Raw genomic sequence first — 17676 nt, forward strand, 5'->3', positions numbered from 1 at the left:
CGCTTTCTGCAGTGCCTCCATGGCCCGTCGGGTGTTGCTCGCCCGGCGGGCCGAGTGCTTCCCGGATAGGATGATCATGGGCAAAGTCGTCATCATCGGGCAGGGGTACGTCGGCCTGCCGCTGGCCATCCGCGCCGTCGAGGCGGGCGACGACGTCGTCGGGCTCGACGTCGACACGGACCGCATCAAGTCGCTCGGCGCCGGGCTCTCGTTCGTCGAGGACATCTCCGACGAGCGCCTCGCCCGGGCGCTGGAGACCGGGCGCTACCGCCCGACCGACGACTACGCGGACGCGGCCGGCTTCGACACCTGCGCGATCACCGTGCCCACCCCGCTCACCGACGGGGTGCCCGACATCAGCCACATCGAGCACGCGGCGCTGCAGATCGCGCCGTACCTGCGCCCCGGCTGCACGGTGATCCTCGAGTCGACCACGTATCCGGGCACCACCGAGCAGGTGCTGCGGCCGCTGCTGGAGCACGCCAGCGGGCTGCGCACCCCCGACGACTTCCACCTCGGCTACAGCCCCGAGCGCATCGACCCGGGCAACCCGACGTGGCACCTGGAGAACACGCCGAAGCTCGTCTCCGGCATCGACGAGAGCTCGCTCGCGGCCACCAAGGCGTTCTACGAGCGGTTCGTGGATCGCACGGTACCGGTGTCGGCCCCGCGCACCGCCGAGCTCACGAAGCTCTTCGAGAACACGTTCCGGCACATCAACATCGCGCTGGTCAACGAGCTCGCGATCGTCGCCAACCAGCTCGGCGTCGACGTGCGCGAGGCCATCGAGGCGGCCGCGACCAAGCCCTTCGGCTTCATGGCCTTCGACCCCGGCCCCGGCGTCGGCGGGCACTGCCTGCCGATCGATCCCTCGTACCTGTCGTGGCAGGTGAAGCGGGAGGTCGGGCAGCGGTTCCGGTTCATCGAGCTGGCCAACGACGTCAACGAGGGCATGCCCCGCTACGTGGTGCAGCGGATCGCCGCCGGGCTCAACACCCGCTGCAAACCCGTCAACGGCAGCCGGATCCTCCTGCTGGGGCTGGCGTACAAGAGCAACGTCGGCGACCTGCGCGAGTCCCCGGCCCGGGCGGTCGCGGAGCTGCTCGTGGACCTGGGCGCCGACGTGCGCGCGGTCGAGCCGCACGCCCTGCCCCGCGACGTGGGCAGCCTCGGCGGGGTGACGCTGGTCGATCTCACCCCGGTCGAGGTGATGGCCGCGGACGCGGTGGTGCTGCTCACCGACCACGACGACTTCGACTACTCGCTCGTCGAGGAGCACGCGCAGTACATCTTCGACACCCGCAACCGCTGCCGGGGCCGCGTCGTCGAGCGGTTGTAGTGCTCTCAGGAAAGTTCGGTAGCCTGCGCCGGTGCCCGTTGCGCCGACCCGACTCCTGCTCATTCGCGCCGGCGTCGTCTTCGGCACCGCGGCGGTCGTGCTGGTCGAGCTCCTCTCGGCGCTCGGCTGGCTGAACCGGCCCGTGGTCATCGCGCTGTGGGCGGTCGCCGCCCTGGCCGTCGGCCGGCTCGGGCGGCACCGCCTCGCCGGGTTCCACCCGAAGTTGCGGGACTTCTGGGGAGGCGCCGACCGGCTCGAGCGCGTGGTCGCGGTCGCGCTCGGCGGGCTGTTCCTGGCCGATCTCGTCATCGCGCTGATGGCGCCGCCGAACAACTTCGACTCGCAGACCTACCACCTGCCCAAGATCGAGCACTGGGTGGCCCAGGGCGGGGTGGAGTTCTACCCCACGATCATCGACCGGCAGCTCGCCATGGCGCCCGGCGCGGAGTACATCCTGCTGCACCTGCGCCTGCTCACCGGCGGCGACGCGCTCTACAACCTCGTCCAGCTCGCGGCGGGCGTGTCCGGCGCGCTGATCGCGTCCCGGATCGCCGCCCAGCTCGGCGGCAACCGCCGGGCCCAGCTCGTCGCCGCGCTGATCTTCGGCACGACCCCGATCGTCGTGCTCGAGGCGACCAGCACCCAGACCGACCTGGTCGTGGCCCTCTGGGTCGGCGCGGTCGCGACCCTGGTGCTCGACGAGCGCGGGCGCGCGACCCCCTGGCCGGCGGTGGTCCTGCTCGGCGCGGCCGCGGGCCTGACCCTGCTCACCAAGGCGACCGGCCTGCTCGCCGCGGGTCCCCTGCTCGTGTGGTGGTTCGCCGAGCAGGTGCGCCGCCGCGAGTGGCTGCGGGCCGGGGCCGGCACCGCCATCGTCGTGGCCATGATGGCGCTCGTCGCCGGTCCGTACCTGTGGCGCGTCGAGACGACGTACAGCAACCCGCTCGGCCCGGGCCACCTGCGCGAGTCGATCTCCATGCAGCGCCACGACCCCGCCTCGGTGCTGATCAACGCGCTGCGGATCGCCGAGACGGCCCTGCAGACGCCGGCCGGGCCCGTGGGCGCGGACGCGATCCGGGGCCTGGCCCACGCGATCGGCGTCGACCCGGACGCGCGCGACATCACGTACTGGGGCGCGACCTACCCGTACACCTCATGGCCCCCCGACGAGGACCGGGTCTCCCTGCCGGTGCAGGGCGCCCTGATCCTGATCGGCGCGGCCGTCCTGCTGTGGCGGCGCGGCCCGGCGCGGGTCTACGCGTCCCTCTTCTGGCTGGCCATGCTCGCCTACGTCGTGCTGGTCAAGTGGCAGCCGTGGGGCAACCGGCTCATCGTCTTCCTGATCCTGCTGGGCACGCCCCTGGCCGCGCTCTGGATCGAGCCGCTGCTGGTGTACCGCCGCCGAGCGGTGGCCCGCCTCATGGCCGGGCTGCTCGTGGTCGGCGCCCTGGCCGGGGCCGCGGCCGCGACCGTCGGGTGGCCGCGGCGGCTGGTCGGGTCCGGCTCGGTGTTCACCACCGACACGATGGACGAGCGGTTCATCCGCCGCCCGGACTGGGGCCGCGACTACCGGTGGGCGGCGGACGCGGTCAACGCCTCGGGGGCCCGGCACGTCGGCATCCTCCAGGGCTACAACACCTGGGAGTACCCCTGGTGGATCCTGCTCAAGGGCGACGACCTGGTGTCGCTGCAGTCGCTGCAGCCGGACCTGCCGCCCCCGCCGATCGAGTCCGTCGACGCGGTCGTCTGCGTGGACCCGCCCAACGGCTGCGGCTTCCACATCCCGGCGAGCTGGAACCCGCAGACCCGGGGCGCGGTGACCTACGCCATTCGTCCCCGCTGATGCAAAGGTCTCGGGCCCCCCACGCGTGTAGTGCGCGAGGGAGGTGCCCGCGGTGGAGGAAGAGTTCTCGGCGTTCGTGGCCGAGCGCGCCCACGCGCTGCTCAGGACCGCCTACGCGCTGACCGGCGACCGGCACGCGGCCGAGGATCTCGTCCAGTCGGCGCTGGCCAAGGCGTTCGCGCGCTGGCACCGGATCGAGGAGCCGGAGCCGTACCTGCGCCGCATGATCTACAACGACTTCGTCTCGGCCTGGCGCAGCCCGCGCCGCCGCCGCGAGGTGATCGTCGCCGAGCCCCCGGAGCCGGCCGGGGCGCCGGTCATGCAGTCCGACACCGCGCTGCGGCTGCTGCTGCGCGACGCCCTCAGACGGCTGCCGCCGCGTCAGCGGGCCGTCGTCATCCTGCGGTACTTCGAGGACCTGACCGTCGAGGAGACCGCCGCGGTGCTGTCCTGCCGCCCCGGCACGGTGGCCAGCCAGTCCGCGCGCGCGTTGACCAAACTGCGCGAGCTGGTGCCGCAGCTGGACTGGTCCGGCGACCTGGTGGGAGGACGGTCCTGATGCGATTCGACCGCGCGTTGCACGAGACCGTCGAGGAGATGACCGGCGGCCTGCACCCCCTTCCCGCCGACTTCGCCGGCGTCGCCATGGCCCGCGGCCGGCGCATCCGCCGCCGCCGGCGCGTCGCCGCCGGTGCGGGCGCGCTCGCGGCCGTGGTCGGGATCCTGCTGCCGTTCGCGCTGCGCCACGACACCGACCGGCGTGCGCATCCCCCGGCCGTCGCCTCCGCGGGGCCCGTGCACGCCTTGCCCGGCGGCTGGCGGCTGATGGGCGCGGGTCGCCAGGCCCTCAACGCCCAGGGCGCCTACGTCCAGCTGGGGTCCGGTTCGCGGCCGCCGGTGGTGGCCCCGGCCGGCTACCGCGCGCTGCGCCAGGACGACCCGGCCGACCCGCCGGTGGTCGTCGACGTCAACGGCGACCAGCCGGCGCAGCTCGGGGCCGCCGACCTCGTCGGCGGCCTGATCCGCTGGTCCCCGACCGGCGACCGCCTGGTCTCCGCCTACCTCGTGAAGGACACCGGCGAGTCCGGCTTCGCGATCTTCGACGCCCGCACCGGCCAGGCGACCCGGCACGCGTTCGACCACACGAAGTACGACTGCAGCCAGTGCGAGCTCGCGTTCACCCGCGACGGCCGGGAGGTCTACATGACCGTCGCCGACCGCTCCCTCGGCGAGGCCGGGGACCTGCCCGGAGGCCTGCAGTTCTTCGACGCCGCGACGGGCGCCCCGACCCGCTCGGTCCCGGCCCGGGTGTGGACCGCGGCGAGCGCGTACGCCTTCTCGCCGGACGGCCGCTACCTGGTCGCCCCGAGCGACCGGGGCACCGGGCAGTACCGGCGCGTCGACCTGACGACCGGCCGGTCCGAGACGTTCAGCACGAGTACCGAGGCCGTGTGGGTCGACGACAACACGCTGCTGGCCCCCGTGGGCAACGCGGTGGCGGTGCTGCGCCCGGACGGCAACCGGGTGTCCGAGTGGCCCGTGCAGGACCCGGACCTCGCCCCGCCGTTCGTCCTCGGCCCGCCGGCCTAGACGGCGGGCGCGGGCTGAGGCTCCGGGGCCAGTTCGGCCGGCTCGTCGCGGCGCAGCAGCGTCCGCGCCTCGCCCGCGGCGAGCAGGAGCCAGATGGCGCCGTTCGTGCCGCCGATGAGCCAGTCCTCGGTCGCGATGGTCGGGACCACCGCCAGGGCGCCGACGGTGAACCAGGCGGCCGGGAGCGACCCGTCCGGGCGGCGGCGGATCGCGTGCCAGAGCAGCAGGGCGAGGCCGAGCAGGAAGGCGACCGCGCCCAGGACGCCGCCGCGGCGGAAGGCGCCCACGGCGGCGTTGTCGGTGTTGAGCTGGCGCCGCGGGCCCTCGATCGGGTTGCCGTCGTCGAGGCGCTTGACCACGGCCCGGGAGGTCCGCGCGTCGCCGAAGGTCTTCTCGGCCCACCCGGCGTGCTTCCAGTCCACCCAGACCTGGCGCCAGGTGTCGGTGCGGCCGCTGGTCACGTCACCCGGGTTGTCGGCGAAGCGGTCCTTGAGCACCCACTGGTAGCCGCCGCCGAGCGTCAGCACGATCGCGATCACCGCGAACGGGACGGCCAGCGCGGGCCACCGCCGGTCGAGGCCCTCGGCGTGCTCGTGGCGCTTCCACAGAGCCACGCCGAGGTGCACGACCGCGGCCGCGGCGGCGAAGACGAAGCCGGTGCGGGACTCGCAGATCGACAGCACGAACGCGGCCAGCGCGGCCACGCCGAGCCGCTGCCACCACGCCATCGCGCGGTCGAAGCCGATCCGGATGCCGGCCACGGCCATCAGCCCGGCCAGCGAGTTCGGGTGGTAGAACAGGCCCGGCCCGCCCCAGAAGCGGTCCGTCATCATCTTCGCCGAGGCGTTGTCGGGGATGGCGTGGACCTTGTCGAAGAGGCTGCCGGAGCCGACGAGCAGCAGCGCGGCGATGCCGAGCAGGATCGCGGCGGCCATGCCGACCGAGAGGTCCTTGCCATGCGCGCCGCCGCGGCGCTTGGCGGCGGTGTTCAGGGCGATGAGCGCGAGCACGGCGAGGGTGAAGACGCCGGCGTAGGCGACCCGCTGCCCCGCCACCTTCCACTGCGCCACGAGAACGGCGCCGACGATGCCGAGGAACCAGTACGCCAGCCCGAGCCATGCGGTGCCGAGCCGCGACAGGGAGCGCAGCGAGCGCAGCCACGGCCACGCCCACACCGCGAAGACGACCACCTCGACCGCGAGGACGGCCCAGATGATGCCGGGGCGCTTCGTCGCCGTCCAGGTGAGGATGCCCGCGAGCACGAAGAGCCCGCCGAGCAGCAGCCCCTGCCGCGTGATCCCGGGCAGGCTCAGGGCGATGCCGGCCACGGCCATCGCGAGCAGGCCGCCCGCGAACGCCGCCGCCGACTGACCGATCGAGTCGGTCCGGGTGAACTCCAGCGCGCCCGCGAGGAGCGCGACGACGACGGCAACCACGGCGAAGGCCGCACGTCCCCTGGCGGTGATCATCAGGCGTTGGTTCCTGCTCGTCGGCGGCTCAGGAAGAAGTCGCGCACCACCCGGCGCGGCCCGGCCGGCACCAGCCAGACCTGCAGGAAGGTGACGTAGTCGGTGAAGCTCGGCTTGCCGTGCTTGCGCGCCTCGTGCAGCAGGTCGAAGAAGACCCGCGGGCTGCGGCTGGCCGCGGCCATCGAGCCGACGACGCTCATCGCCAGCGCGGCGTAGGCGCGCGGGGTCACGCGCGGGCGGGTCTGGCGCAGCCACTCCAGCGACTGCTTCCACGGGGCGTCGAAGCTGATGCGGGGGCGGTTCTCGTCGGCGTACCAGATGACGAGCGGCTCCTCGGCGTAGATCAGATCCACGCCGTCCTCCTGCAGGCTGCGCAGGGTCCAGTCCAGCTCCTGCAGCCGTCGCAGCCCGTCGGCGAACGGCACCTTGCGCAGCAGCGCCGCCGGGGCCAGGATCGTCGAGGTCTGGATGAAGCCGTCGCCGTGGAACAGGCCGTGGCGCACCGCCAGATACTCGCTGATCGGCTCGCCCGGCGCCGGCACCCGGCGGGGCATGATCAGCTCGGCCCGTGGCGTGCGCATGTAGAGCCGGCTACCCACGATGGGCTGGGCCACACCCGAGGCGCGGGCGCGCTCCAGCTGCGTGGCGAGCTTCTCCGGCAGCCACTCGTCGTCGTCGTCGAGGAACGCGACCCAGTCGGCCCGGGCGTTGTCCACGCCGCGGTTGCGCGCGTTCGGCGCGCCCCCGGACTCGGGCAGCTCGACCGGGCGGATGCGATCGTCGCCGACCGCCTCCAGCGCCGCGATCGTCGCCGGGTCCGGGCCGTCGACGACGACCACGATCTCGATGTCGGTGAGGGTCTGGGCCAGCGCACTGCGCACGGCACGCACCACCAGCTCAGGCCGGTTGCGCGTGGGGATAACGACGCTGACCTCGGGTCTTTGCACGATGACCAATCCGTCTCGGTTGCGGTGCTGCGCCACCACACGGAGTCCTATGGGTTCGCTGGCGTAGCGTACACGACCTGCACTTTCGTCGGATATTTCGCAGCCAGCGCACGGGCCGCCGCGACATTGGTCGGCGCGGCCGGGTCGCCGAACGCCACCGGGAGCGGCTGACCAGGCTTCACGTTCGGCCGATGCGGGCGCTGCGCATCGACAACGAGCAGGCTCGCCGCCGGGTCGTGCACGAAGAAGCGCACGGGCACCGGGCTCTGGGCCACCAGCCGGTCCAGATCGTCCATCGTGCTCGCCTTCCCGGCCGATCCCGGGTACAGCAGCCCGGACCAGGCCGGGAAGTAGCGGTACTGATGCTGCAGCGCCGCCGCGCCCAGCGTCGCGGACCAGTTGCGCCACGGGCTGCCCATGAGATCGACGTTCACCGCGCCGCCGCCGTCGGGGAACATGCGGGCCATGAGCAGGGCGTCGCGGGCGGCCTCGGGGGAGCCGCGGTCCTTGCCGAGCGCGAGCTTCACGCCGGGCGCGACGGGCTCGGCGTGCCACTCGCCGCCCGCGACGGCCAGCGCGGCGACGACGGGCAGGGCCACGGCCACGCGCGCCGCGACCGACAGGCCGGGAAGGAACCGGACCAGGCCGCCGAGCGCGCACAGGCAGACCACGATCAGCAGGTGCAGCAGCTTGTCGAAGTAGTACACCGGGCGGCCGATCGTGGCGGTCTGGTACAGCCCCAGCCCGGCGGCCAGCGTGAACGCCACCGCGACGCAGAACAGGGCGGCCCGGTGGCTCGGCGCGCGTAGTCCCCGGCGCACGAGCACGGCGAGGACCGCGAGCCCGGTCAGCGCCGCCGTGGCCGGCCGGTCCACCACCCGGGCCGTGCCGTTGAGCAGCAGCTGCGTGCCGCTGGAGGCGGCCATCGCCGTCAGCGGGCCGATCGCGCTCACGAGCGCGACCAGCGCCGCGGTCAGCCAGCCCCACCAGAACCGCCACAGCCGGGCCCGCCGGATCCACCACAGCGCGGCCAGGCCGCCGAAGGGCAGGAACAGCGGGTAGCTGAACGAGATGCCGACCAGCAGCAGGGCCACGGTCACGGTCTGCTCGCCGAGGCGGTGCAGGGGCCGGACCACGATCGCCGTCAGCACCGCGCTGCAGGCGAGGCCGGCCAGTTCGTTCGGGTACCCCCGGGACAGCACGGTCACCGGGTCGCCCAGCACCAGCCAGGCGGCCGCGACGAGCAGGACGGGCAGCAGCCGCGCGTTCGTGGTGCCCGGGCCGGCCAGCCGGCGCACGGCCCACAGCACGGCCAGCGCCAGCAGCAGGAAGGTGCCGACGAGCAGCCACACCATGGCGTCGGCGCTCGCCGCGGCCGAGGTGCGCCCGGTGGTCGAGGAGATGAACTTGAACAGCACCGCGTACGCGAAGTGCAGGCCCTGGGGGTAGTTCGCGATGCCGGTGAGCTCCTCGTCCGGCACGAAGGGGCGCAGGGCCTCCGGGCGCAGGAAGAGGTACCCCCCGTTGCGCCCGATCACGTCGTAGATCAGGTAGTGCCGGGCGATGTCCTCGCCCGCCAGCGGCAGGCCCAGGCGGCCGCCGAGGTCGCGCGCGGCGTACGGGATGAGCGACACCGCGCTGACCCCGGCCACGGCGAGCGCGAGCAACCCGTCGAGGCGGGCCCGGCCCGGGCGCTGCAGGCGGCCGGTGACGGCCGCGATGATCACGAGCACGGTGAAGGCGACGCCCGCGACCAGCGTCGGGTGCAGGTGCCCGGGCCAGAGGGTCAGCCCGAGGCCGAAGACGCACGCGGCGCCGAAGAGCTGGGCGCAGGCGAGCACGAACCGGTCGATGAGCCCGGTCGCGCCCCGCTGGACGGCAATCGTGCCGGCGAGTGCGAGCAGCGGCAGCAGCGCGTCGAGGCGCAGCGGGTGGGCGGCCAGGGGGACGACCCAGGCGAGGACGAGGGCGAGCGCAACCGTCTTCGGGCTGGTCCGCGCCGGCGCCCGCTCGGTTTCGGGCCGCATCACCGTCACCACAAACACGCTCCGTTACTGGCCCGTCAGTCGATTCGCGTCGGCCGCTGGGAGGTGACGATATCGCGTCGCACCGGTACCGTCGGTTCCGGCGTCATCTCAGTGACTGATGGTGATGGAGGTGTCTTGGCTTCGCCCGGCGCGGTGCGTCCGAAGAAACGCAAGAAACGTCGGCGGGATCCGGTCTGGGCCCGCACGCTGGTCATCGCCGGCGCCCTCATGATGATCGTCGCGGGCGGCACGTTCGTGGTCAAGGACACCGTGTTCGGGTTCGCGACACGCAGCGTGCACAACGAGGACCTGCTGCCGGTGGAGAACCAGGGGCGGCACGCGTCCATCAGCGGCGCGAAGAATCTGCTGCTCATCGGCATCGACCCGCGGCCGAACCAGAATCCGACCGATGCGATCCGCTCCGATTCGATCCTGATCCTGCACATTCCCGCCTCGCACGACATGGCGTTCCTGATTTCGATTCCGCGCGACACGTGGGTCTCGATTCCGCGGTACGACAACGGCAAACGCGTCTACAAGGGTGGCAAGGACAAGATCAACGGCGCTTTCGCCGAGGGCGGCTACGGGCTGACCGGCAAGGACCAGCGCAAGCACGGCACCACGCTGCTCGCCTCGACCATCAAGCAGAACTGGGGCGTGACGTTCGACGCGGCCGCGATCGTCGACTTCGTCGGATTCCAGGACGTGGTCAAGGTGCTGGAGGGCGTCGACATGTACGTCGACCAGCGCACGGTCTCGGTCCACATCGGCCACGACGCGCAGGGCAACACCAAGACGCCGTTCGAGCAGCGCGACGCGCCGGGCGGCGGCACCCAGCTGATCCCGATCAAGGGCGTGACGCCGGTGGTGTACGAGGTCGGGTACCAGCACCTCGACGCCTGGCAGGCGCTGGACTTCGTGCGCCAGCGCGAGACGCTGCCCAACAGCGACTACGACCGGCAGCGCCACCAGCAGCAGTTCATCAAGGCGCTGCTGAAGAAGATCGCCAGCAAGGAGGTGCTCGGCAACCCGGGCAAGCTCAACAAGGTCCTCGAGGTCGTGGGCCGCGCGATGACGATCGACACCGGCCCCTTCGGCCTGGACGACTGGATCTTCGCGATGCGCGGGATCGACGGCGACCGGCTGCTGACGCTCAAGACGAACAACGGCGGGTTCCACCAGTCCAGCGAGAACCCGGGCGCCGAGGCGCTGGATCAGACCACGCTCGACCTGCTGGCGGCCGTGCGCTCCAGGACGGTCCCCGAGTTCGTGCAGAGCCACCAGGGGATCGTCGGTTCCTCATAGCCGCGGCGACATGGAGTTGCAGCGGGTGCCCGTCGATTTCCCCCCGACGGGCACCCGCTCTCCATCCCCCCTATCGGCTCTATTCCGCGACGGCGCTGAGCTCGGTGCGCAGCGTGCGCAGGGCCGCGGCCAGCAGCCGGGACACGTGCATCTGGGAGATGCCGAGCTCGGCCGCGATCTGCGACTGGGTCAGGTTGCCGTGGAAGCGCATCGCGATGATCTTCTGCTCGCGCTCCGGCAGCTTCGCCAGCAGCGGACGCAGGGCCTCGCGGTTCTCCACGTTCTGCATGTCCGGGTCCTCGGAGCCGAGCATGTCGCCGAGGCCGGCCGCGCCCGGGTCGCTGCCCTCGCCCGCCGGGGCGTCGAGGGAGAGCGCGCGGTACGCCTGCCCGCAGTCGAGGCCCTCGATGATCTCCTCCTCGCTGACCCCGAGCCGGTTGGCGAGGTCGGCGACGGTCGGCGAGCGGCCGAGGTCCTGGGCGAGGTCGCCGGAGACCTTGCTGATCTCCAGGCGCAGCTCCTGCAGCCGGCGCGGGACGCGCACGTCCCAGCCCTTGTCGCGGAAGTGCCGCTTGAGCTCGCCGACGATCATCGGGATCGCGTAGCTGGTGAACGCCGCCCCGCGGGACGGGTCGTAGCCGTCCACGGACTTGATCAGCCCGAGGTTGGCGACCTGGACGAGGTCGTCGAACTGCTCGCCGCGGTTGCGGAAGCGGCGGGCGAGGTATTCGGCGAGCGGGATGTAGAGCTCGATGAGCCGGGCCCGGACGCGGTCGCGGTCGGCGCCGGCCGGAAGGTCGGCCATCAGCGACAGCAGTGCGCGGGCCTGCGCGTCGGTGGCGCGGGTGCTCGTGGCGTTGTCGGCGCCGCCGGCGGCCTGCGTGCTGGGACGGGCCTCGGCGAGGGCGCGGTCGATGGCACGATCGACGGAGATGGTGGTCATGGGGTTGGTGGCCCTTCTGGTGCTTGACCGGCGGTTTCCGTGGTCGGCTGCCTGTGCGCAGACTCGTGCTGCGCCCGGGAAGGAAGAAAGGCATACGCCGCCACGCCGGTCGGGAATCGCTACTCGGCACCCGTTTCTTGAGCGCCGGTGCAAGACCTGCGTCGCCCACCGGGGGTCACGCCGCCGCTGCTGGACGGCACCCCACCGCCGAACTGTCCGTTCGGCCGAGATGAGCTGACCCGACTGTACTAGATCGTCGCGCCATGCGCGAGTGTCAGGCGTTGAAGTTGGTCGCTCTATCACTGACTGTCGAGTAGTGCAATACGCTGAGTATCCAGAAGTGCCGGATGTGCATTTCGGTTTGACAGTCGATCTGGTCCGCATGCCGATACCGGGGCTGCGTTTTTGCAGCGCGCAAGCTACCGTCTCATCCGTGGCGTGTGCCTGTTTCAATTTGATCCGTGAGGTGCGGATCGGGGCGGCGTCGCTAAGGAGTTACACGTGGCATCAGGCACGGTGAAGTGGTTCAACTCGGAGAAGGGCTACGGCTTCATCTCGCAGGACAACGGTGGACCCGATGTGTTCGCGCACTACTCGGCGATCCAGGCCACCGGCTACCGCGAGCTGACCGAGGGTCAGAAGGTCGAGTTCGAGATCACGCAGGGCCAGAAGGGGCCGCAGGCCGACAACATCCGCGCGGTCTGACACACACCCCAAGTCGTAGGCCGAGACCCGCTTCACGGCCGAAGGAGTAGCAAGCCCCCGTCCGAGCACACTCGGCGGGGGCTTTGCAGTTCATGGCTGACGGTTCACTGCCGGTTCGCCGGCGGTTCGCGGTCGTGAGAGTTTCACGAATGTCGCAGCTCTTGGCGTTTCGGACTTTCTCGCCGGCCGCCTTCTTCGGGCTCTTCGCCTTGGCCGTCTTGGCCGTCTTGGCGCGGCACTTGGCCTTGGCCGGCTTCTTCGGGCTCTTCGCCTTGGCTCTACGCCATGGCCGCCTTCTTCGGGCGGGCGAAGACCTCGGGGGTGCAGGATTCGGCGTACGCGTGGCGGATCATCCGCAGGGCCCAGCCCATGCGGTTGGTGGCGCACTCGGGGTGGTCACCGAATTCCGTCGCCACGTTGGCCGCGCAGCCCTTCGCGCCGATGCGGCGCAAGGTGCTGGTGACCGCCGCGCGGACGGCCGGGTCCGCCGGGAACTCGGACATCTGCAGCGAGGAAGCGAAGAGCGCCTCGGCGCGGACCGCTTCGAACGTGGACTCCATCACAACCTCCTGCCGAACGTCTCCCCTGCTGACCTCCAGCTAACTCCTGTCCAGGTGCCGGGTCGGGAACTGTTCGGTTGCAAAATGGTTCGGGCTCTCTTGTGCCCTCCTCGTCGGGAGCTCGGGGAACCCTGCCTTCAACTAGAACGCTCGGCGGACAGCCCGAATTCCTCGAGCACGCCCGTGAGCTGGAGGAGCCGGTGCACCGCCGGGCTCGTGCCGGTGATGCGCAGACCGCCTCCGACGTCGGTGTTCGCCGCGACGAGCACCTGCAGGCCGGTCGAGTCCATGAAGGTCACGCCGGTCAGATCGAGGTCGACCCGGGACGGGCCGTGGCGGTGGATCGCGTCCCGCAGCACGTTGATCAGGCGCGGGGCGCTGGTCATGTCGAGCTCGCCGGAGGCGGTCACGGTGACCGTGCCGTCCGGGGAGGGGGTGGCCTGGGCGGCGAACTCGGTCATAGCAGCTTCGTGACCTTCATCAGCAGGCCGTCGCGGTCGACGTCGACGGCGTCGGCGAGGCTCCGGACGACCTTGAGGGAATGCCCGGAGGCGGTGAGCGCGTTGACGGTGTCGGCGGCCTGCTCCCCGGGGTGCGTGACTTCAATCACACACTGGACCTCGTCGACCGTCGCGCGGACCTGAAAGGCAACACCGACGCGCACATGAGCGATCACGTTCGCCCAGGTTTCGCTGACGATGAGGCCTACGTCTGTCCGGGCCTGTTCGGACACGCCGAGCCCGCTCAACGCCCCGTCCAGGATGTGCCGGAGCGTGTTCATGCGATCAAGATCGCGAGGCAGGTCCACGGTGAGGCGAAGGTCCACGAACTAACTGTTACCGCAGCCGTTCAACAAGGAAACGTCGGTCTGGTCGCAATTGGATCAAGGTCTTGGTTCTCGACTTGCGGCCTTGAGCTGCATGCTTCATAGCCGCTTGGCGGTCCGGCCGGTATCGGGTCGTGCTGCGCCGGCTTTGGTCGGCTTCTCGTGGCTCAGCCGGCTTTCGGGGGCTCCGGTCAGTCTCAGCCGCTTAGTTTCAGCCAGCTCAGTCTCAGCCGGCGAACGCGAACTCGCGGGCGGCGAGCTGCTCGTAGGCCTCGCGCACCATCTCCAGGGCCCAGGACATGCGGCGGGCGGCGGTCTCGGGGTACTCGCCGAACTCGCCGGCGACCCGGGCCGCGCAGCCGTTGACGCCGTAGCGGCGCAGCGTCGTCGTCACGGCGGTGCGCACCTGCAGCGGGGTCGGCTCCTGCGAGGCCTGCAGGGCGGACGCGAACAGAGCCTCGGCCCGCACCGTGTCAAACGTCGTGTTCATGTCAACCCCCCGGTTGGTGTGCTCCCTGACACCAGTCAGAAAACCGTCGGCTCGGTGCCGTGCCGGGACCCGTTCGGGTGCCGGACGGTAGCGCGCGTGGGGGGTGCTTCCGGCGTTCGGTGCCCGCTCGGTTGCCCGGCGTGCCCGGCCGTGTCCAATTGGCCTCTTTGCCCAGTTGGCCGCTGTGCTCCCCGGCTCGCGTGCGCGCGGCGCTCAGTTGCCGGCCGGTGGTCCCTGCTGCCGGTGTACCCGGTTGCTCCACGCGGCTTATGTGCCGATTAGCCGGGTAGGTCGTTTGAACCTGCCCCGGGAGCCGCGCCGGTCCATCCTCGGGTGGCCGGTTGCCCGCCACGCCACGCGCAGGGCTTGCCGACCGATCGTGTTCGCGTTACCGTCGAGCCAGTCCCGCGGAAGTCGGCAATCTGCCGCCCGGGGACGCCCTTTCGCCACCGCGTGTCACGCTCTCGCGTAGGAAGCCAGGCGGCCACCGTACACGCAGCGCAGCCCGTTCTTCGGATACACGCGTACCCGAAGAGCACCCTTTCCTCAGGCCGCACAGTCCTAGGAGGACGCATATGGCCCCAATCGAAGTGTTGGATCGTACCGCCCAGAAACAGAATCCCGCAGGCCAGGGCCGCCGCAGGACCCGCTCCTCGCAGCGCAACCGCGACCACAGCCGCCCGGCCAACCAGCCGCAGCCGCCCACCCCGGGCGACGCGCGCGACGTCGCCGGCATCGTCGACGTCCACCGCGACAAGATGATTCTGCGGGTCGACAGCTACCTGCCCGGCCCCGAAGACGTCGCGATTCCCGCCGCGATGGTCCGCAAATACGGCCTGCGCCACGGCGACGCCCTCACCGGCAGCGCCAACGGCGGCACGCTCACCCGGCTCGACACCGTCCACGGCAACGACCCGGAGTGGGCGCGCAACCGCCCCGAGTTCAGCAAGCTGACCGCGCTGTTCCCGCAGGAGCGCCTGCGCCTGGAGACCACCCCGCGCCGGCTCACCACCCGCCTCATCGACCTCGTCATGCCGATCGGCAAGGGCCAGCGCGCCCTCATCGTGTCGCCCCCGAAGGCCGGCAAGACCATGGTCATCCAGGCGATCGCGAACGCCATCGCCACGAACAACCCCGAGTGCCACCTCATGGTGCTGCTGGTCGACGAGCGGCCCGAAGAGGTCACCGAGATGCAGCGCTCCGTGCAGGGTGAGGTCATCGCCTCGACGTTCGACCGCCCGGCCGCCGAGCACACCGGCATCGCCGAGCTCGCCATCGAGCGGGCGAAGCGCCTCGTCGAGCTCGGCCACGACGTGGTCCTGCTGCTCGACTCCATCACCCGGCTCGGCCGCGCGTACAACAACTCGGCCCCCGCCTCCGGCCGCATCCTGACCGGCGGCATCGACGCGAACGCGCTCTACCCGCCGAAGCGCCTCCTCGGCGCCGCGCGCAACATCGAGAACGGCGGCTCGCTGACCATCATCGCGTCCGCGCTGGTCGAGACCGGCTCGATGGGCGACACGGTCATCTTCGAGGAGTTCAAGGGCACCGGCAACGCCGAGCTCAAGCTGGACCGCAAGCTGGCCGACCGTCGCGTCTTCCCGGCGATCGACATCGACGGCTCGAGCACCCGCCGCGACGACGTGATCCTGCACCCGGACGAGCTGGTGGCCGTCCAGCGCCTGCGCAAGGCCCTGAGCGCGACGGGCTCGCCGGCGACGGAGCAGTTGATCGACCGCCTGTCGAAGACCCAGTCGAACGCCGAGTTCCTCACCCTCCTGCTGCGTGGTCAGGCCTGACGCCACGCAGTGATGTCCCGCATACCCCTCGTGAGATTGCAAGATCGAACTTTTTCGAGGGTGGTAGCGTAGGGATATCGGAACGCCCGCCGAGCCATGCCGAAGTGTGGGTTCGGTGGACGTCACGAGGCCGGCTTAAGTCAACGAGGACAGGCCGGGCAGGTCGGTGAGTGGGTAGCCCGCCCGCGCGGTGGGCGCGGGACCCCGGATCGGCCACGGCGCGCGTGGCGTGCGACCGCGACGGTGTGCGGGCGGTGAGCTGTCGAGACCGCCCGCGAGCTGGGCGCGGGCGCCCGCGAGGTGGGCGCGCGGGGCGCCGGATCGGCCACGGCGCGCGGATCGCGAACGGCGAGTCGGTGGTGGGCGCGCTGGGCGCCTGGCCAGCCCTCGACCAGCGCGGACGCGATGACGGCGCGCGCGGGATTGCGACCGCGAGTTCGTGGTGGGCGCGCGGAGCGCCCGACCCCGACCCCGACCGGCCACGGCGCGCACGGAAGCGGCTGAGAGTCGGCCGCGAGAAGCCCGCGAAACAAGGCGGTCCGCGAAAGAGCAGAAGCGAGTGCGCGCTACAGGGCGACCCGGGACCGCATCAGGGCCTCCTCCGTGGGCAGCACGCCCAGAGCCGAGGCGAAGGCCATTTCGCGACCCCAGGACGCCACGTCGGCCGGGGCCAGGTCCTTGACGCCCTCCACCGCGACCAGGTGGGCCCGGTAAGCGAGCCACCCCGCCGCCGTCCGCGTGCCCTCCGGCGTGCTCTGGTCGCTCCAGCGCATCTCGACGACGAGGTACATGGCGAGGTACACCGCGCCCGCGGCCATCAAGGAGCCGGTGACCTGGTCGGCCAGGTTCGCGTGCAGCTTGTACGCGGCCCACATCCACGTGGCGAACATGAACGCCGCCGGGATCGCGGCCGTGCCCAGCAGGGTGCGCCGCGTCGAGCGGGAGAGGCGGCGCTGGGAGAGGCCGCGGGTGCGGGACTCCTCGATCACCGCGCGGTAGAACGCGCCTCGCCAGCGGCGGGCCTCCGTCCAGCTGCGGAACGCCAGGCTGGTCAGGGACGCCTCGCCGTTGACCGAGAGCTGGTTGACGCGGTCGAGGACCTGCTGTTCGTACGGCGTCAAACTCCGCCCGTCCCCCTTGCGCAACCGTACGGTCGTCTCCTCCGGGTCCTCGCCGGGCTGGCGCAGCTCCAGGAAACCGCGGGCGGCCAGGTCGAGCAGCGTGCTGTCGATCGCGTCCTCGTCGGAGCGCCACCGGTTGACCATGAGGCTCACCACCGCCGGGGGCTCTTCACCCGGAGGGGTGTCCAGCGCCTCCCCGGCCTCGGGCAGCCGCGGCCGCGAGCGCCAGAGTGCCACGACCGTCAGCAGCACCCACACCGCGAGCGTGACGGGCACGCTGAGCTGCAGGAACGGGGGCCAGTCCACGGGGAACCTCCGGGCGGGGGCGGATCGTCGATCGGGCGGAACGTCGGAGCCCCGCCGAACGGGGCAGGGCCCAACCACCTTAGACCGTTGAACCCCGCTCCCGCCGAATCACTCAAGCCGTTCAGAAGCCGCCGAGGACGACCTTGCCGACCATGTGCCCGTCCTCGACCATCTCGTGCGCCCGGGCCAGGCGCGCCGCGTTGATCGCGCCCAGGTTCGACGTCATGGTGTGCCGCACGGAGCCGGCGTCGACCAGCTCGGCGGTGCGGTTCAGCAGCTCGTGCTGTGCGGCCATGTCCGGCGTCTGGAACAACGGGCGCGTGAACATCAGCTCCCAGTCGAACGTGATGCTCTTGGCCTTCAGCGGCAGCAGGTCGAGGCCGGGCGGCGCTGCGCCGGCTCGAGG

17 protein-coding genes are annotated in these 17676 nt (G+C 71.5%); 7 read left to right on the forward strand and 10 right to left on the reverse strand.

Annotated elements, in window-relative coordinates; genetic code table 11:
• The first annotated feature begins 19 nt into the window (after positions 1-19).
• Genes ACQP2P_RS02315 through ACQP2P_RS02330 form a run of 4 tightly spaced genes read left to right on the forward strand, consistent with a single transcriptional unit; the run spans position 20 to position 4772 of the window.
• Positions 20-1339, forward strand: coding sequence for a nucleotide sugar dehydrogenase (locus ACQP2P_RS02315; protein WP_433612800.1), 1320 nt, complete (start codon positions 20-22; stop codon positions 1337-1339).
• Between the two features lie 31 nt (positions 1340-1370).
• On the forward strand, positions 1371-3182 hold the full coding sequence (locus ACQP2P_RS02320) for an ArnT family glycosyltransferase (RefSeq protein ID WP_433612802.1): 1812 nt from the start codon (positions 1371-1373) through the stop codon (positions 3180-3182).
• A gap of 52 nt (positions 3183-3234) precedes the next feature.
• Positions 3235-3741 (forward strand): SigE family RNA polymerase sigma factor, encoded by a 507-nt coding sequence (locus ACQP2P_RS02325; RefSeq protein ID WP_433612804.1) that lies wholly within the window; start codon positions 3235-3237, stop codon positions 3739-3741.
• Complete coding sequence (locus ACQP2P_RS02330; protein WP_433612806.1) at positions 3741-4772, forward strand: hypothetical protein; 1032 nt, start codon at positions 3741-3743, stop codon at positions 4770-4772. The genes ACQP2P_RS02325 and ACQP2P_RS02330 overlap by 1 nt, the downstream gene beginning before the upstream one ends.
• Here the strand turns inward: ACQP2P_RS02330 and ACQP2P_RS02335 are convergent.
• From ACQP2P_RS02335 to ACQP2P_RS02345, 3 genes are all read right to left on the reverse strand, one after another.
• Positions 4769-6241, reverse strand: a complete 1473-nt coding sequence (locus tag ACQP2P_RS02335; protein ID WP_433612808.1) for a hypothetical protein — start codon at positions 6239-6241, stop codon at positions 4769-4771. The two genes, ACQP2P_RS02330 and ACQP2P_RS02335, sit on opposite strands and share 4 nt — an antisense overlap.
• Positions 6241-7122, reverse strand: a complete 882-nt coding sequence (locus tag ACQP2P_RS02340) for a glycosyltransferase family 2 protein (protein WP_433612810.1) — start codon at positions 7120-7122, stop codon at positions 6241-6243. The genes ACQP2P_RS02335 and ACQP2P_RS02340 overlap by 1 nt, the downstream gene beginning before the upstream one ends.
• 113 nt (positions 7123-7235) lie before the next feature.
• On the reverse strand, positions 7236-9215 hold the full coding sequence (locus ACQP2P_RS02345; RefSeq protein ID WP_433612812.1) for a hypothetical protein: 1980 nt from the start codon (positions 9213-9215) through the stop codon (positions 7236-7238).
• Between the two features lie 135 nt (positions 9216-9350).
• On the opposite strand from ACQP2P_RS02345, the gene ACQP2P_RS02350 reads away from it, so the two are divergent.
• Positions 9351-10520 (forward strand): LCP family protein, encoded by a 1170-nt coding sequence (locus ACQP2P_RS02350; protein WP_433612814.1) that lies wholly within the window; start codon positions 9351-9353, stop codon positions 10518-10520.
• A 79-nt stretch (positions 10521-10599) separates the two neighbouring features.
• Here ACQP2P_RS02350 and ACQP2P_RS02355 read toward each other — a convergent pair whose 3' ends face one another.
• Complete coding sequence (locus ACQP2P_RS02355) at positions 10600-11463, reverse strand: RNA polymerase sigma factor SigF (RefSeq protein WP_433612816.1); 864 nt, start codon at positions 11461-11463, stop codon at positions 10600-10602.
• A 501-nt stretch (positions 11464-11964) separates the two neighbouring features.
• Between ACQP2P_RS02355 and ACQP2P_RS02360 the strand changes: the two genes are divergently transcribed.
• Positions 11965-12168, forward strand: coding sequence for a cold-shock protein (locus ACQP2P_RS02360; protein WP_190251213.1), 204 nt, complete (start codon positions 11965-11967; stop codon positions 12166-12168).
• 278 nt (positions 12169-12446) lie between these two features.
• Here ACQP2P_RS02360 and ACQP2P_RS02365 read toward each other — a convergent pair whose 3' ends face one another.
• The 4 genes from ACQP2P_RS02365 to ACQP2P_RS02380 all read right to left on the reverse strand — a co-directional run bounded on the left by ACQP2P_RS02365 (position 12447) and on the right by ACQP2P_RS02380 (position 14044).
• Entirely contained in the window at positions 12447-12728 is a 282-nt protein-coding gene (locus ACQP2P_RS02365) for a hypothetical protein (protein WP_433612818.1), read from the reverse strand.
• 137 nt (positions 12729-12865) lie between these two features.
• The gene (locus ACQP2P_RS02370; RefSeq protein WP_433612820.1) at positions 12866-13189 is read right to left on the reverse strand and encodes an STAS domain-containing protein; all 324 of its coding nucleotides are present in this window, start codon (positions 13187-13189) and stop codon (positions 12866-12868) included.
• The gene (locus ACQP2P_RS02375) at positions 13186-13554 is read right to left on the reverse strand and encodes an ATP-binding protein (RefSeq protein ID WP_433612822.1); all 369 of its coding nucleotides are present in this window, start codon (positions 13552-13554) and stop codon (positions 13186-13188) included. Before ACQP2P_RS02375 ends, ACQP2P_RS02370 begins: the two co-directional genes overlap by 4 nt.
• A 226-nt stretch (positions 13555-13780) precedes the next feature.
• Entirely contained in the window at positions 13781-14044 is a 264-nt protein-coding gene (locus tag ACQP2P_RS02380) for a hypothetical protein (protein WP_433612824.1), read from the reverse strand.
• A 590-nt stretch (positions 14045-14634) separates the two neighbouring features.
• On the opposite strand from ACQP2P_RS02380, the gene rho reads away from it, so the two are divergent.
• Positions 14635-15843 (forward strand): transcription termination factor Rho, encoded by a 1209-nt coding sequence (rho, locus tag ACQP2P_RS02385; RefSeq protein ID WP_433612826.1) that lies wholly within the window; start codon positions 14635-14637, stop codon positions 15841-15843.
• A gap of 566 nt (positions 15844-16409) precedes the next feature.
• Here rho and ACQP2P_RS02390 read toward each other — a convergent pair.
• The gene (locus ACQP2P_RS02390; protein ID WP_433612828.1) at positions 16410-17270 is read right to left on the reverse strand and encodes a DUF2207 family protein; all 861 of its coding nucleotides are present in this window, start codon (positions 17268-17270) and stop codon (positions 16410-16412) included.
• Positions 17271-17391: 121 nt separating this feature from the next.
• Positions 17392-17598, reverse strand: coding sequence for a zinc-binding dehydrogenase (locus tag ACQP2P_RS02395; RefSeq protein ID WP_433612830.1), 207 nt, complete (start codon positions 17596-17598; stop codon positions 17392-17394).
• Positions 17599-17676: the final 78 nt, after the last annotated feature.

Origin of the sequence: Dactylosporangium sp. CA-139114 (assembly GCF_050955725.1) — a bacterium.
Taxonomy (GTDB): Bacteria; Actinomycetota; Actinomycetes; order Mycobacteriales; family Micromonosporaceae; genus Dactylosporangium.